Here is a 16,189-nt window from a genome sequence, read left to right on the forward strand (position 1 = left end):
GGTGGGTGGGTGGGGGTATAGGTGGGGGTGATACGAGGAGACAGCTACGGCGTGTCTGGCCGTTCAGACGCCGTCGAGGCGGGTGAGGTCCTTCGGCTGGGCGACCTCGACCTTCCCCTGGTCGACGTACTTCTGGACCCGCTTACACATGTTGCGGAACTCCGACTTCGTGTTGGTGAACTCGTCGCCGTCGTCCACGCCGTGCATGTAGATGGTGTAGAGGCCCTTGTACGCGGCCGCCTCCTTCAGCTGGTTCTCCACGGCGTCGGCCGTGTCCGGCCGGGAACGGTTGACGAACCCGCGGTTGAGGATGGCCGACTGCGAGAGCCCCTTCTCGCTCCCCTTGAACGCGAGGAAGCCGAAGTCGTGGTTCTGCTCGACGGTCTCGAGCAGCGAGCGGTCGACCTGCCCGCCGGGGTACATGAAGGAGTTCACCGGACCGAGCCCGCGCTCCTTGATGATGCGCTTCGAGTACTCCACCTTCTTCTTCTGGGCGGACGGGTCCATCCCGGCGAGGGCGGAGAAGTCGTTGCTGTGGCTCGCGAACTCCCAACCGGCGTTCTTCATCTCGTCGAGCTGGGACTGGTTGAGCCGACCGCTGTCGCCGATGGCGTCGGCGATGACCCCGACGGTCCCCTTGAAGCCGAACTCCTGCATCACCGGGAAGATGTCGGTGTACAGCGAGGGGGTGATGTCGTCGAAGGTGAACAGCACCTTCCCCTTCTTCGCCTGCTTGGGCGTAAACCGGAGGTCGTCGATGAGGTAGTCCGGCGCCGTCCCGTCGATGTTGTCGACGGTGATCATCATCGTCTCGGCTTTCAGCGTCGTCCCCGCGGCGTCGTTGATAGAGGGCTGGACGCGCAGCCAGCCGTCGGGGTGGCCCGGAACGGGGTTGATCTGCTGGATGAGCTTGATCTGTTTGTTGTCCGTGTCGCGCATCCAGATGCGCACGTTCGTCGGGCGCGGCTTGTTCACCTTGATGGCAAAGGAGATGTCCTTGTTCGTCAGGTCGATGGGCACCGGGAAGTCACGCCGGATGGTGCCGCCCGACCCCTTCACGTGGGCGGACTGCGAGCCCGTGTACACGTCCTCCGTCTCCGCGGTCAGCTCGACGCCGCTGTCGGGGGCCCAGGCACTGAGGTCCTCGAACTGGGCGGCCTGCTCCGTCATCGGCTCGTAGCCGCCGGGGAGCGAGCTCACGTCGACCTGCCCCTCGCCCGCACCGCCGGCCGTCTCGTTGCCCGACGCGGTCTCGTTACCGGCGGTGGCGTTCCCGGCGGTCGTCGACGACGACGTCGTCGCGGTCGTCGATGTGTTGTTCTCGGTTCCGGTCGTGTTCGCACTCTGTCCGGCGCTCCCGCCACAGCCGGCGAGGAGCGTGGCACCGGCGGCCCCCGCGCTGGCGAGGTACGCACGGCGCCGGAGCGTTCGGTTTCGGTCGGATGCCATCGTTGCCTTCCCCTCCCGTCGCCAGCCACCTTACTATACGTCCCATAAGCGCCTCTCGAACGCGTTTAGCACCGTGATAAGCCCGCTCGCGGCCGATTTCCGCGTTCACGCCGCGAACCCGACCGCTCCGCCGGCCTCGGCGGGTCGAACGGACGTGAAACGGCTGAAACCGTCGAGAGCCCCGTCGACGCGCCCCGAAACGCGTGAACGACCCACACGACGGGACGGGCGAATACGGAGACGGCAAGCGTCTCGGCGGCGTCTTCTCCACCGATGAAACGAAAGAAAGAGCGCCGCGGGGCGGTCAATCGGTCGTTCACACCCGGCCACGACACACCAGCGAGCGAATCGAGGCGACGAGCGGGGCTCGGTAACTGGTTCGACGAAGAGAGGTCCGATGACCGGTTCGGTGAGAGGAACCCGGTGACCGGTTCGGCGGGGAAATCCGGTGACCGGTTCGGCGGGTGCCGGGCCGCGGCCGGGTCGGCGTCCCACGGTGACCCGCCGGATGGGACGGCCGGCCACCTTCGAGAGCGACGACGAGAGGCGAGAACGACGACTCCGCGTGTCGGAGACGGGGAGCGAGAGGGGACGAGAGGTGCTCCGGCGGGCGAGGCTCCTACCCGGCGTTACACGGCGGTGTTCGAGCAGAGCATCACGTCACCGTTGGCGTACATGACGCTCTTGCCCTGACACATCACCTCGGGGGTGACGCGGTAGATGCGCGTCGCCTCCCCGTCGGGGTTCCCGTCGCCGAACACCGGAGCGCGGTCGGTCTGGTAGGTACGATACAGCACCCTGTCTTCCTGTGCGGTCCCTCCTTCGGGTACAGATGCCACTATGTAGTCGCTCTCGTCTTTCTCGTTCAACTGGATTGCCCACGGGTTGTCGACGCCGATGGGGTTGCTCGACGTGGGGTTCGCGTACTCGTCGGTGAACTGCCCGGCGGCGAGGTCCTGCTCGTCGAAGTTGTACTGCCCCTGGAGCGTGTCGACGACGGGGTCGTCGACCACCCCCTTCGGCGAGGCGACCATCACCATCGGGAACGCGTAGGTGAACACAAGCAGGAGGACGACGAACGCCGTCGGCGACAGCCCCCGGTTGAGGTAGTCGAAGCCGATGGCGGTGACGACCGCCATGATGGCGTAGAGGAAGGCGAACCAGCGCCCGGAGAGGAACGTCCCGACCCCGAGCACCGGCGGCAGGAGGGTGAACGCCGTCATCACGACGACGGCGGCGACGAGCGTCAACACGGCCTGCGTCGCCCGACCCTTGCGGAAGGCGTACAGACAGCCGACGGTCGTCCCGAAGAAAAAGAGCAGGAAGCCGATGGCGTCGAACTGCAGGAGTATCTCCTGGAACAGCGTCGGGGTGGGGCCGCCGGCGCCGCCGCCGGTCGGTCCGGAGAGGCTCACGTCGCCCTGGCGGACCGCGGAGTTGTAGAGGAACTCGAAGGCGGTGGCGAGAAACGACTTGCCGTAGTACGGCGTCAGACTCCACGTGAGCGTCAGCAACCCGAGGTTGAACGCGAAGTACCCCCCGAAGGGGACCGCCTCCACGTCGCCCGTGTGGAAGTTACGTGCGGCCGTGAGCTGTCGGTCGAGCAGCCCCGTCGAGATGATCAGCCGAGTGACCCAGCCGGCGCCGAGGAAGACGAGCAGGATGAACGCCGACACCTGGTGGGTGAGCGCCATCGCGAGGAAGAAAAACAGGAGGAGTCCGGTGTCGCGAAGCCCCGTCTCCTGCTGGAGGACGCGGACGATGAGGTAGAGGATGGCGAGGAAGAACGCGAGTCCGAGACTGGAGGGGATGAGATGCATGCCCCACCGGATGACACTGCCCGTGATGGTGAACAGCACTACCCCAAGGAGCGCCCAGCGGGTGGGGACGAGAATCTCGGCGGTGTAGTAGACGAACAGGACGGAGACGACCATCCCGACGCCGACGGTGAGGATGAGCGCGGTCCGTAGCGAGACGTCGCCGAGCATCGACATCGCCCCGATGAGCAGGTGGAACAGCGGGGCCATGACGTACTTGGTCGCCCCCATTCCGGACAGGGAGTTCGCCTCCAGCATCCCCTGGGTGAAGTTGGGGACGTGCTCCCAGACGTCGAGTCCGACGTACATCGGGGAGGTCAACACGGCCGAGAACCGGAGCGCGAAGCCGAGGGCGAGCGTCTGAAGCAGAATCACGCCGGCGTTGAGGTCCGCGTCGTCGGCGAACGCGACCTGCATCATGAGGAGAATCCCGGTCACCCCGCCGATGACGAGGACGGTCGGCGTCCGTGACCCCATCAGGTTCGCGACGACGAGCATCAGCCCCGAGCCGACGAGCACGAGACTCGGTAAGGCGTGGGTCGCCGTCGTCGGCAGCGTCAGCGGGTACGCCTCGCGAGTCTCGCCGCGCTGGCCGAGCAGGTAGGCGAGACTCGCCAGTCCGAGGACGACGGGAATCGTCTTCGCGTAGATGTGAGAGATGAACAGCGGCAGCGGGAGCAACGCCAGCGCCGCCACGAGGCCGAGCCCGGCGGCGACGCGGTCGAACTCCCGGAGATGTGAGGAGATGCCCATCCGTTCACCGCCCCCGAGTTCGAATCGGCGTCCGGGACCGAGTTTGGCTCCGGGGTCGGCTCCGGGTCCGGCAGCTCGTCAGGGTGTAAGGGCCGTCGCCCGGTCGACAGCTGGGTGTCCGTCGTGTCACACGTATCGCTCCTTATCCGACCCACGTCCCCGAGGCGCTTTGTTATTGACCGGGTAAGCTTCGAGCGTGCGAGCGACCGGCACGACCGGCGACGACGCCGGCACTCGCTTACTCCCGACCTAAATCCCGCCGTGTGCCGTGTCGAACTGGCGGTCTCGTCGCTGACCGTCGTGCCTCGTCACAGGCCGTCGGGCCTCGCCGTTCGCTACCGTGCCTCGTGTTTGTCACTGCGGCCCCACGAACTCCCGTAACCCGGCGACCGCCTGCGTCCGTCGGACGCTCACCGTCCGTCGAACGGCCGACCGTGGACCCGAGTCGAGAAGAGGAGCGTCGACGGCGGACTCGCCGCCGGCCGCCGGTTGGTCGTCCCGCCGATTCCTCACCGCATCTCGTCTATCGACACGAACGAATCCCGTTCTCCCGAGATCCAGCGCGTCCCGATTCTGCCGCGCTCGTGAATCACGACCTCGTTCGGCGCGAACCGCCCTTCGAGCGCCGGGTCCCGCGGATTGAAGCTGAATTCGAGCGTGCAGTCCGGCCAGTCGTCGCCTGCGTGGATGTTCTGGGTGGTCATCTCGGTCACCTCCGTCGTGGGTGGTGTCGGGGAGGGTGGCTCCTCCCTGCTGACGGCCTCCGCACGCCCCCATGCGTGCGAGGTCGGTGGTAGTTGTTCGTTGACGGGTCTTAACGCCTTCGGTGCGTGGTACCACGACTCCTCTGAAATCGTGATAATCTCCGAGTCGCCTCGGTCTCGAACAACGGAGCGAGCGTCAAAAACAGGTTCGGCCACCGTCACGACCGGCGATTTGTCGGAGCCGGGAACTGTCCGTCGAATGGGAGTCTTCCCCCCGTCGTCACAGTCTACTCCCGCGGTCGGAGCGGGAGTGGCCGGGACGGAGAGCGATGGAGAGTGGGTTCGGGCGGTCGACCGTCCTATACGACGAACGGCCCTGGACACCGAGCGGTGCCACGGGCCGCCGCGATTGTGCTACGAGGACGTGGTCGACGCGGTAGTGGACGCCGAGTTCGTGGTGGTGCTCGTCGCCGAGGTCGAGGTCGACGTGGCCGTCGTACTCGTCGTACTCGTCGTCGTGCTCGTCGTGGCTGTCGAGGTCGAAGCAGTCGTGGTCGAGGTCGTCGTGGAGTTCGGCGGCTCCGCCGTCGTGGATGTCGTGCTCGTCGTCGAGGTCGGCGTATCCGTCGTACTCGTCGTCGGGGTCGACGTGCTCGTGGTCGAAGTCGTGCTCGTCGTCGAGGTCGACGTACTCGTGGTGGTGCTCGTCGGCTCCGCGGTCGTGGTCGTCGTGCTCGTCGTCGACCCGTCGGCGCCGTCGTCGCGGTCGTCGTTCGAGTCGGCGCGGTCGTCGTTCGAGTCGGCGTCGTCGCGGTCGTCGTTCGAGTCGGCGTCGTCGCGGTCGTCGTTCGAGTCGGCGCGGTCGTCGTTCGAGTCGGCGTCGTCGCGGTCGTCGTCACCGTCCGAACCGCCGCCGTTGCCCCCGTTGGGCCGGTCCGCGGTCGTCTCGGCGGCCGTCGTCGGGGTGTTCGTCGCGTTCGCCGCGTTCGTTGCGGTGGTTTCTGCGGTCGTCGTGGCCGTGGTCGGCGTCCCGTTACCGGCCGCCGTGGTGGGTGTCGACCCGGCGGACGTACCCGTCACGGTCACGTCGGCCGGCGACGAGCCGTTCACCGCCGACTCGTTGGCGCTCCCGGAGGAGAGCCCGCCGATTCCGGGTACCCCGAGCGCGACGGCGACGCCGCCGACGAAAAAGAGGATTCCCACGAGGAAGAGCCCGAGCTGGAGCACGCCGCTGGCCTCGAACGACCCGCCTCCCGACGCCGACGAACCGAGTCCCCCCGCCGACGCACCGTCTCCCGCCGATTCGCTTCGTTCGGACATCGTAGTCTCGTCGCTTCGGTACCCATCGGACGGTCTTTATTACCCGGTCGGTAAGCGGACGACCGGGCCGCCGAAGCGTCCGGCGGCCGACCGGCGACAGTCGGAACGAGCGTCGTGTCGGTCCAGAGCGAGGACGCGCCCTCGGAGGGTCTCCTGGTGCTCGACGGCCGATGAACTGGGGCGAACGGTCGAAAACCGTTGCTTCGAGCGGGTCGCGATGGGGGTGTTCTCTGCTCGGTCGAGATGGAGGCATCTTCGGCTTAGTCGCGACGAGGTCGTCTCCGACTCGTCTCCGGACGGTCATCGAGTGGCTATCGAGTCGTCATCGAGTGGCTATCGAGTGGCTATCGGCTCGCTGTCGGCTGCTATCGAGCGCACGAAAAAATGCCGGGTATGGGTCGCTCAGTCAGTGACGGGTCGCCCGCCAGTTCTTCCCCGCGGCCACGATGAGCATGACCGCGAGGAAGCCGACGAGCAGCCACCCGCCGATGCCGGACGTCATGAACTCGGCGACCGCGCCGAGCACGTTGGCGCCGAATATCTGCCCGATTGCGAGCAGCAGGAGCGCGACCCCGAACACCGCGACGACCGCACGCACGATGGTCTCCGTGAACCATCCCGCGATCTCCTCGCCCAGGCTCGGTTGGCGCGAGTCCCGGGCGGTGCCGCCGTTGGCGTTCGCGTTCGCCGCCGTGTTCCGGGTCGTGTTCGCGTTCGCTCCCGTATTCGGCTGGCCGTTCGCCGACTGGGCCGACTGCGTTCCCTGACTGGTCTGCTGGTTCGGCTGCGCCTGTCCGTTCTGCTGGCCCGACTGCGTGTTCTGGGCCGTCCGTGGGGACTGCGCGTCACCGTTACGCTGACCGCCTGGGTTCTGACCCATGGCTCGCGGTACACGAAGCACCCGTAATACTATGCGTCGGTTAAGCCGGGCGAGGTGGCGTTCGCTACGGCGGTCAGCGCGCGGGTCGGAACGGAGTCGGCCGACGCGAAATTCGCCGGACGGCGGTCGATAAGGGGAGGATACAGACACCTGTCGTGGTCGTTTCGACGTTCCGTCGATGTACGACCGGAAGCTAGAAGCGAGCTACTGGACAGTCCGCTCGGATGGTCGGGAACGGCCTACTGGACGGTCACGTAGACCCGGAGCGTCCGGTACGCCTCCTCGGGGTTCGGGTTCTGTCCGGGGTCGCCCTGGTAGAGGTGGACTCGAAGGGTCTGGTTGCCGCCCGCCTCCGTGGGCGTTATCGACCGCTCGACGCGCTTGGTCTCGCCGGCGTCGACGGTCGTGCTGAAGCGGTCGACCTCCTCGCCGTCCAGGGTGACGACCGTCGTGTACGACGTGCGCTCCTCCTCGTGGTTACCGATGGCGACCCACAGCGGTGTCGACTCCCCCTGCTGGAACGTATCGGGTACCGCGCGGGTCGAGAGGTTCCCCTCCTCGGTCTCGCCGAGCACGGACAGCTCGGTGAACTCCTCGTCGCTCGCCGGCGGGACCACGACGGCGAAGCCGACACCGGCGAAGAACGTCAGTAGCGCGACCACCAGCGCGACGTTGAACAGCCGCTGGGTGCCGGTCGTCGGGACGAACGCCCCCGGACGACCGAACCGGCTGGTGTCGACCGTGAAGTACGGGACGGTGCGCCGTACCCACGTGATGGGTGTCAGCCCCCAGCGGGCGTCGACCGGCGCGGCCACGCGACGCACGTACGCGGTGAGGAGCAGGACGAACGTGACCGTGGCGACCGAGAGGAGAATCGGCAGTACGGTCAGGCCGAGCGTGTAGTTCATGACGAACGCGACGAGCGGGACGAGCCCGAGACTGACGACGAACGAGAGGACGAACCGTTCGATTCCGGCGAGTTCGACCGCCGACCCCGGGTCCGTCTCCGGGTCGCGCCGCCTCGGAAACAGCGTCGCCACGAGCGCGTACCCGGGCACGAAGACCACGAGCGGGAGGACGAGCGCGACGCGGAGCGGCTGTGCGAGGGGGTCGGGAACGGCCCCGAGCCCGTCGACGACGGCGAACGTCGCCACCCCCACCCACAGCGCCGCGAGGGAGAGGTCGCCCGTCCGGTGGAACCATCGCTTCACGATTGTCCCCCGCTTCGGCCTTCACGCGTAAAAACACTCCAGACGGTTTACGACCCTCCCTCCCCCGAACCGACACTTATGAGTCCGCTAAGTGCCGAACTCGGGAGTCATCGCCTCCCACGAACCGTGCTGACAGTCATCAGTCGATGAGGTGGTGGCGTCGCCGGGTACGGTCGTCGTCGGTACCCATCGAACGCTCGCCGACTCGGAGACGGGCCGGTTCGGCGAGCGCGACGGGGCCGAACACCCCACCGTGTCCGCTGTTCTGCGGAGTCCGAGGGTCCGATTTTCCGGGAACAGCGGACGGAGTGGAGTGTCTAATGAGCCATCCCACTCATATAGATTAGAGAACTTCCGGATCGGAACAGGACTTCGTCGGCTTTTCGAGGCGTCTCCGTAAGCCCGAATCGAGCCGCCACCGCCACGTCCGCTGTTCTGAACGGGCCGAACACACCCCCTCCACCTTGTCCGCAGTTCCGCTCCGAAGGTGGGGGTGGGGGTCTCGGGCGACGAGGAGTCGGACGGACCGGGAAGCCGAGCTCGAACCCCGTCGGTCGGCCCTGTACCGACGGGTGACGACGGTTTTAGAGCCGATAGAGGCGGGAGAGACGGCGGGAACGGTCCCCGGTCCGACTACTCCGTCTTCACTCCCGTCGTCGTCGTTCGTCTAGCGAACGCTAGTAGTAGTGTAGTACGTTGTCCCCCTGAGGAACGGAGACTAACAACAAGAAATTTTCCTTCCCAACAATACTCGCGCCATCTTCACCCCCCACCCCCTCTCTCGAGGGGAGAACAGCGGACGAGGTGGGGGGGGTGTGTCCGGCCCGTTCTTTATATACTCCGAGAACAGCGGACACTGCGGACGGGGTGGTTTTATTGTGGAGGTAAGTGAACGGGGGACGATGGCACTGTTCGAGCGCGACCACGACATCTACCGCGACCGTGATGCGCTCCGGGAGGACTACCAGCCCGAGGAGCTGGTGGGACGGGACGAGGAGCTCCAGACGTTTCAGGCGGCCCTCCAGCCGGTGATCAACGGGGAGCAACCGAACAACGTCTTCCTCTACGGGAAGACCGGGGTCGGGAAGACGGCGGCGACGCGTTTTCTCCTGCGACACCTCCGGGAGGACGCCGCGCAGTACGACGACATCGAACTCACCGTCGTCTTCCTCAACTGCGACGGGTTGACGAGTTCCTATCAGATCGCCACCAACCTCGTCAACCAGCTCCGGTCGGAGTCGAACCAGATCAGCACGACGGGGTACCCGCTCGCCTCGGTGTACGAGATGTTGTGGAGCGAACTCGAGACGGAGGGCGGAACCGTCCTCATCGTCCTCGACGAGATCGACCACGTCAACGACGACAGTATCCTCTATCAGCTCCCGCGGGCCCGGGCGAACGGGAAGGTCGAGGACGTGAAGATCGGTCTCATCGGCATCTCGAACGACTTCTCCTTTCGCGACGACCTCTCCCCGAAGGTGAAAAGCTCCCTCTGTGAACAGGAGATTCACTTCCCCGCCTACAACGCGATGAACCTCCGTGACATCCTCCAGCAGCGCGCCGAGGTGGCGTTCCACGAGGGCGTCCTCTCCTCCGAGGTCATCCCGCTGTGTGCCGCCTACGGTGCGAAGGACGCCGGTGACGCCCGGCAGTCGATAGACCTGTTGATGAAAGCCGGCGACCTCGCGCGGGACGAGGACACCGACCGAATCCTCGACGAACACGTCAACCGGGGTCGACGGGCGCTCGAACGCGGCCGCATCAAGGAGGGCATCCACGGGCTGACCGAGCACGGCCACCTCGTCCTCTACGCCGTCCTCACGCTCGACCAGGAGGGAGAGACCCCCGTTCGCTCGCGGGACGTCCGCCCGCGCTACACCCGCTTCGCCGAACTCGCGAACCGCGACCCGCTGGTCCCCCGACGGATGCGCGACCACTTGAGCGAACTCGCGATGTTGGGGATCATCTCGGTGACCGAGCGAAACGAGGGTCGCCGAGGCGGGACGTATCGGGAGTACGCCCTCGACATGGACGTGGACCTCATCCTCTCGGCGATGGAGGATACGGTCGAACTCGTCGGCGTCCACGGCTCCATCAGCGACCGGTACGACGAGGACGGTCTCGACGAGGAGGCGTCGCCCCGTCACGACTCCACACCCGGACCCACCCCCAACGACGGGCCGACGCTGGACGAGTTCTGAGGTCTCGTTTCTCGCCTCTCGTCTCCCCCTGTTCTTTCCTTCCTTCCTTGTCTCCATCCCGTCTCTTCCCTTCCTCCCTCCCTTTCCACGTCTTCCCTTCTTTCTAGTCTCCTCTCCTCTCCTGCCATCTCATCTCCGTCGCTCTGCCTTCCACTCGTCCCACCCTTCCCGGGTTCTCGTCCGAGCCGGTTCGGCTCGACGACCGACCAGTTCACTCGACGACGGCCGACACCACCGTGTCCGTCGTTATATTGTCATATACTCCGATATTCCCGTCGGAGCCATTTCGCTTCGCTCGAACTCGTATCAGGTAAAACGGCTATTTTGCGTTCGGACCGACGTAGCGCCGCCGAACACCACCATGTCCGCTGTTCCTCTCGGCAGAAAACGACTCTCGACTCCGGTTCCGAACGGAGTAGAACAGCGGACAAGGTGGTGCCCGTTTGGTCGGGTCGGGAGGGTCGGCCCGCCCGACCGGTTCCCGAAGCGCTCGAACCGCCGTTCAGTCCGATTCGTCCGTCTCGCTCGACTCGTTCCACACGTCCCACACCAGGTCGGCGAGGAGGTGGAAGTAGAGAACCAACGCGACGAACGCGGCGAGGAACGGGGCGACCGCCGCCAGCGCGCCGACGAGGAGACCACCGATGACGACGTGGCTCAGCAGGCGCCGAACGACGCCGACTTCGCCCTCCTCGAAGATTTCGCCCTGGTCGAGGAAGACGATTCGTGGGTCGCGAACGCACCGCCGGATGGCCTCCCAGTCGCCGGTGTTGATGCCCGCGACGAGGAAGTGGTCGAAGTCGATACCGACCCCGACGACTGCGGCGACGACGAGCAGGAGCCACCAGGGGTAGGGCGTCGTCGTCAGGCCGGCGACGGCGGCGGCGACGGCGACGGAGATCAGGAAGTGGTGTTTGGAGTACATCGGTGTGGTGTTAGCCGTGTCGACGTTCGGACGGCGAGTCTCGACGTTCGAACGGTGGACTTCGACGCTCGAACGGTGGATCCCGACGCTCGGATACCGACCGGGCGACGGCGTCGAGCGTCGTTTTTCCGGTTCCGACCCCGGGAACCGAACACCACCGTGTCCGCAGAAACACGTCTGCGACCGTCCACGGCGGTAGAGAGCCGACGACCCGTCCGTGTGAGTCGGGGTCCGGTGTTGACCTCTGGTCCTCGTACACCGACCGAGCGGAGGCCGCTCAGTGTTCGAGCGCTCCGAGCATCTCGCGTACGTCGTCCGCGTCGGACCCCTCCAGCCCCGACAGACCGTGTTCGACGAGGAGGGGGAAGAAGTGACGGTTCTTCTCGAAGTCGCGGTCGAACGCGTACTCGAACTCGGCTTTCAGGACGGTGTAGCGGTGTTCGACCTCCTTCTTCTGAGTTCGGGGGAGGTACATGTACGTCCCGACCTGTTCGTCCTTGACGCTCCCACCGCTCGATTCACTCGACCCGACCCCCGATTCGCTCGACTCGACCGCCGTCGTCTCCGAGTCGACCGCCGTCGCATCCGGGTCGACCGGCGCTTCGTCGACCACCTGGTCGTCGGTCGCCGACCCGTCGGCAGTCCCGTCGTCTGGCGTCGACACGTCCGGTGGCGACTCGTCTCGCACCGACTCGTCCGTCGGGCCGGCGCTCGCCGACTCGTCGGCGCCGTCGGCGCGTTCACGCTGTGCCTCCCGACGGCGACGGAGACGGTCGGCGCGGCTCTCGCGGAGTCCGGACGCCGACTCCGATCCGGTGGCGGGGTCCTCCCCCTCGACCGTCTCGGTGGCCTCGGCCGCCTCGACCGTCTCGCCGTCGTCGCTCACGCCGGCACCTCCGCGTCCGCGAAGCCGAACTGCTCGTCGAGGTCGGCGGCGACCGCGTCGAACACGGCCGCCATGTCGAGGTCGGGGCTGTACTCGACGACCGAGTGGCCGTCGGTGAACGCCCGTTGGAGGGCGACGCGCTTTCTGACCTCCCAGACGGGGATGTCGGGGAACGCCTGGTGGAACCACTCCATCATCTCCTTCGCCTCGTTGGTCTCCTCGACGCGGTTGGCGACGACACAGCGGTCGGTGATCTCGATCTCGTAGTCGAGTTCGAGGCTCTCGATGTGGTCGAAGAGGAGTTCGAGCGCCCGCTTGCTCGTGCTCTCGGCGAGTGCGGGGATGAGCACGTTGCGCGTCGCAAACAGCGCGTTGTCGGCGAGGTAGCCGAGGTGGGGCGGGCAGTCGACGACGACGTAGTCGTAGTCGTCCTCGACGTGCTCCAGCGCGAGCGAGAGCTGTTCGCCGCCGCGTCGGGCCAGCACGAGCTCCGGCTCGACGGCGGTCATGTCGATGTTGCTCGGGATGACGTCCATCTCCTCGTGTTCGACGACGAGGTCCGCGATGGTTTCGCGCTCCTCGGGGTCGGTGAGCACGTCGAACAGGCTCGGCGGCGGCGACTCGTACTCGTCGACGAGCCCCAGTCCCTCGGTCGCGTTCCCCTGCGGGTCGAGGTCGACGAACAACACGTCCCGGCCACGCGCGTTCAGCGCGCCGGCGACGTTGATCGCCACCGTGGTCTTGCCGACGCCCCCTTTCTGATTCGAGACACAGAGTTTGGCCGGTTCTGGCATACGAATGAGTTCGTCCGTCCGAACCGTCTTAAACGTTCGTCAGACGCTCGAGACGGCCGAATTCCGCCGTTTCTACCCGTTCTCGCCGGCGCGATGAAATCTCTCGCACAGCAGAACTGTAAAAACTCATTTTGCCGGACAACCTATCCAAACTAGTTTGTATGGACGTCTGCGCCGAACTACCGAGGCTGGTAGCACCCCCGAAGCCATCGGACCTCCGAGATCGGCCCGACCCGGGCCGGCCACACGCTCGAGACCGGCCCGAAGAGACTACTCGTCCAGGGGGAGCCTCGACGGTCGACTCCCATCCGACTCCTCCAGCTCGTCCGATTCGTCCGACCCACTCGACCCGTCAAATTCGTCTTGTCCGTCCGACTCGTCCAAACACGGTACCGGCGACGCTCGCTCACTGGTTCTATCGACCGCAGCACCACGGAAGTCGCTCGAGGCGTCCGGAAGGGAGCCGGAGCGACCCGTGGGAGCCGACGACGCGTCCCGACCGACCCGGCTCTCACGACCGAGCCGGTTCTCACGACCGAGCCGGTTCTCACGGCCGAACCGGTTCTATCGTCCAAACTGGTTCTGCCACTTTGACTAGTTTCTTCGTCTATACTAGTTTTGCCGTCAAAACCCGTTCTGCTGTCCAGGCCGGCTCTCTTCGTCCGGCCCCGTACCCGTTGCTCGATGCAGTCACCGTCGTCTTCGTTCGCTCGCGACTATCGTCGACACTCGAGAGCGAGAACAGGGCCGTAGAACCGGTGTGGGAGCGGTGGTGTGGTGGTGGTGGTGTGTCAGCGACTGTACGCGCTCCCGGCGGGACGCAAGCGGTCCGAAAACAAAAATGTTTCTCCAATCGCCGTTGTTGTCGCTTTGACGAGAATAGATTTAATCTGGTAGGGGGAGTAAAGACCACCTTGGACGCTCGAACGGCCGATTCTACGCTCGGGCGCGGTCGCGCGGTCCGACGGATCGACACACGAGTTGCCGCGTTGTGGCGGCGGTCTCCGGTCCGGTGCCGCCGGCGGGGCCAGTACCGTTATGCCCGCTCCTGTCGCCCCTTCGACCGTTCGGGGCGACCGTCGACCGTGGGCCGTCGGCCGCCGACCGTCGGACCCTCGCTCGCGCGGGCGGAGGTCGCTGGCCGACCGGTTCGGCGGACCCCGGGAGTCACACCATGGCGAAACAGTTCACCTACACGCACGGCGACGAGGAGATCAGCGTCTGGGCCGAGGACCGAACCGAGGTCGTCGAGAAGGCACGGGAGCGGCTCGACGAGGTCGGCGTCTCCCTCGGCGACGAGGAGTTGGACGACCACATCCGCGTCGTCCCCTCCCCGAAGCGCATCAAGAGCGACCCCGAGGACGTGCTGATGGAGATGCGAAAGCGCGGCGGACTGGAGGCCGCCGAGGTCGTGGAGAGCGGGATGGACGTCGGTCTCGGCACCGGGTCGACGACGGCGTGGGCCATCGCCGCCATCGGCTGGAAACTCGACGACGGGGAACTCGAGAACGTACGTGGGGTCGCCACCTCGCTCCAGAGCCACGACCTCGCCCGCGAACTCGGCATCCCACTGACGGACGTTGACGAGTTCGACTCCCTCGACGTGGCCATCGACGGGGCGGACCAGTGGGACCCGGACCATCCCCACGTCGTGAAGGGCGGGGGCGCCTCGCACGCGCGGGAGAAACTCATCGACTCGATGGCCGACCGCCTCGTCATCGCCACCGACGAGCAGAAGACGGCGACGCCGCTCTCGCATCCGGTTCCCCTGTCGGTGCTCCCCGAGTCCCGCAACGTCGCACAGGAGTGGGTCCGCGAGCAGGGTGGTGAACCCTCCCTCCGGTACGCGGAGGCGAAGGACGGCCCGCTGTTCACCGCGAACGGCAACCTCGTCGTCGACTGCGACTTCGGCGAGATGGACGACGTCGAGGGCCGCGCCACCGACCTCGCGCGCATCCCCGGCGCACAGGAACACGGGCTGTTCGTCGGGATGGTCGACGACGTGATCTACGGCACCGACGACGGCGTCGACAGCGTCTCGTTCTGAGCGCTCGGAGCCCGGTCCTAGGGGCGGTCCGCCACCCTTCGCCGACCCAAAAAGTTACTTTACTTGAATTTCTTGTTATAGTCAATGAACCTCGACCGACTACTCGTCTGTGGGTCGGTGAGTGTGACCGGGCTCGCACTCGCTGCGACCCCGGCGACGCGGCTGGTGACCCCCGGTGAGTCGGCACTGGGGCTCCTCATCGCGGGCATCGGCACGCTCGTCGCGCTCGTCGTCGCGGCCGCTGGCGGCCTGCTGTACCGGAGCGACGTGACGACGGGGAACGCGGCACGAATCGCGGGCTGGAACCTGCTGGGCGTCGTCGTGCTCGGGTCGGTCCTGGTGCTCGCGTCGTACTACGTCCCGGCGGCGGCTCCGACGTTCCTCGTCGCGACCGTCCTCGCCGTCAGCGCGTTCGCACACGTGCTCATCGGGTTCAACGACGTGCGGCGAATCCGCGCCGAGGAACTCGCCACGAAGACCGAGAAACTCGCGGTGCTCAACCGCCTGCTCCGGCACAACCTCCGGACCGAAGCACAGCTTATCGGCGGGTACGCCGACCTCGTCGTCGAGTCGGCGGGGGACGAGACGACGCGCGGACACGCCCTGACGGTCAAGTCCCACGCGGAGAAGCTCGGCCGGATGAACGACAACGTCAAGCAGATATTCTGGGCGCTCGACGCCGACGCCCCCGACCGCGAGACGATGGACGCCGAACTGCTCGTCGAGGGGGCCGTCGAGGAGGTCCGCGCCGACCACCCGGACGCGACGTTCAGTATCGACGCGTCGCCGGGCGTCGCCATCGACGGCGGACAGTACGTCCGCTCCGCGCTCGCCCACCTCGTCGAGAACGCGGTCGCCCACAACGACAGCGAGACGCCGCGCGTCCGCGTGAGCGTGACCGTCGAGGACGACGTGGTCGCCGTGGCGGTCCACGACAACGGGCCCGGCATCCCCGAGATGGAGCGGTCGGTCGTCGCCGGCGACAGCGAGATTACCCAACTCAACCACGGGCAGGGGCTCGGCCTCTGGGTCACGAAGTGGGTCGCACACGCCTACGACGGGGCGTTCGACGTCGAGGGCGACGAGGACGGGACGACGGCGACGCTCCGGCTCCGCAAGAGCGTCTGAGACGGCCCTCCCGGTGACGCTCACGCCTCGTCGTGGCCGTCGACCGCCCGGGAGAACGTACACGCTATCGATAC

Annotated in this window: 11 protein-coding genes; 4 read left to right on the forward strand and 7 right to left on the reverse strand. The window is 66.5% G+C overall.

The window, feature by feature from the left end; all coding sequences use genetic code 11:
• Window positions 1-63: 63 nt before the first annotated feature.
• The 3 genes from N5095_RS17780 to N5095_RS17790 all read right to left on the reverse strand — a co-directional run bounded on the left by N5095_RS17780 (window position 64) and on the right by N5095_RS17790 (window position 4,723).
• Window positions 64-1,449: a polysaccharide deacetylase family protein gene (locus N5095_RS17780; protein WP_267624507.1), complete on the reverse strand. Its 1,386-nt coding sequence runs from the start codon at window positions 1,447-1,449 to the stop codon at window positions 64-66.
• Between the two features lie 629 nt (window positions 1,450-2,078).
• Window positions 2,079-4,019 carry a glycosyltransferase family protein gene (locus N5095_RS17785; protein WP_267624508.1) on the reverse strand — a complete coding sequence of 647 codons (1,941 nt, stop codon included), beginning with the start codon at window positions 4,017-4,019 and terminating at the stop codon, window positions 2,079-2,081.
• Window positions 4,020-4,528: 509 nt separating this feature from the next.
• On the reverse strand, window positions 4,529-4,723 hold the full coding sequence (locus N5095_RS17790) for a hypothetical protein (RefSeq protein WP_267624509.1): 195 nt from the start codon (window positions 4,721-4,723) through the stop codon (window positions 4,529-4,531).
• A gap of 259 nt (window positions 4,724-4,982) precedes the next feature.
• On the opposite strand from N5095_RS17790, the gene N5095_RS17795 reads away from it, so the two are divergent.
• Window positions 4,983-6,950 carry a hypothetical protein gene (locus N5095_RS17795; protein WP_267624510.1) on the forward strand — a complete coding sequence of 656 codons (1,968 nt, stop codon included), beginning with the start codon at window positions 4,983-4,985 and terminating at the stop codon, window positions 6,948-6,950.
• 212 nt (window positions 6,951-7,162) lie between these two features.
• On the opposite strand, the gene N5095_RS17800 is transcribed toward N5095_RS17795, so the two are convergent.
• Complete coding sequence (locus N5095_RS17800) at window positions 7,163-8,134, reverse strand: DUF1616 domain-containing protein (RefSeq protein ID WP_267624511.1); 972 nt, start codon at window positions 8,132-8,134, stop codon at window positions 7,163-7,165.
• A gap of 902 nt (window positions 8,135-9,036) precedes the next feature.
• Between N5095_RS17800 and N5095_RS17805 the strand changes: the two genes are divergently transcribed.
• Window positions 9,037-10,335 carry an orc1/cdc6 family replication initiation protein gene (locus tag N5095_RS17805; RefSeq protein ID WP_267624512.1) on the forward strand — a complete coding sequence of 433 codons (1,299 nt, stop codon included), beginning with the start codon at window positions 9,037-9,039 and terminating at the stop codon, window positions 10,333-10,335.
• 502 nt (window positions 10,336-10,837) lie between these two features.
• On the opposite strand, the gene N5095_RS17810 is transcribed toward N5095_RS17805, so the two are convergent.
• The 3 genes from N5095_RS17810 to N5095_RS17820 all read right to left on the reverse strand — a co-directional run bounded on the left by N5095_RS17810 (window position 10,838) and on the right by N5095_RS17820 (window position 12,940).
• Entirely contained in the window at window positions 10,838-11,260 is a 423-nt protein-coding gene (locus N5095_RS17810) for a hypothetical protein (RefSeq protein ID WP_267624513.1), read from the reverse strand.
• A gap of 277 nt (window positions 11,261-11,537) precedes the next feature.
• A complete protein-coding gene (locus tag N5095_RS17815; protein ID WP_267624514.1) occupies window positions 11,538-12,146 on the reverse strand; it encodes a DUF8160 family protein in 609 nt (202 codons plus the stop codon).
• Window positions 12,143-12,940 (reverse strand): ParA family protein, encoded by a 798-nt coding sequence (locus tag N5095_RS17820; RefSeq protein ID WP_267624515.1) that lies wholly within the window; start codon window positions 12,938-12,940, stop codon window positions 12,143-12,145. Before N5095_RS17820 ends, N5095_RS17815 begins: the two co-directional genes overlap by 4 nt.
• Window positions 12,941-14,114: 1,174 nt before the next feature.
• On the opposite strand from N5095_RS17820, the gene rpiA reads away from it, so the two are divergent.
• Together rpiA and N5095_RS17830 are read left to right on the forward strand one after the other, a co-directional pair.
• Window positions 14,115-14,987, forward strand: a complete 873-nt coding sequence (gene rpiA / locus N5095_RS17825; RefSeq protein WP_267624516.1) for a ribose 5-phosphate isomerase A — start codon at window positions 14,115-14,117, stop codon at window positions 14,985-14,987.
• Between the two features lie 84 nt (window positions 14,988-15,071).
• Window positions 15,072-16,115 carry a sensor histidine kinase gene (locus tag N5095_RS17830; protein ID WP_267624517.1) on the forward strand — a complete coding sequence of 348 codons (1,044 nt, stop codon included), beginning with the start codon at window positions 15,072-15,074 and terminating at the stop codon, window positions 16,113-16,115.
• Window positions 16,116-16,189: the final 74 nt, after the last annotated feature.

Origin of the sequence: Halobium salinum (assembly GCF_026586625.1) — an archaeon.
GTDB lineage: Archaea > Halobacteriota > Halobacteria > Halobacteriales > Haloferacaceae > Halobium > Halobium salinum.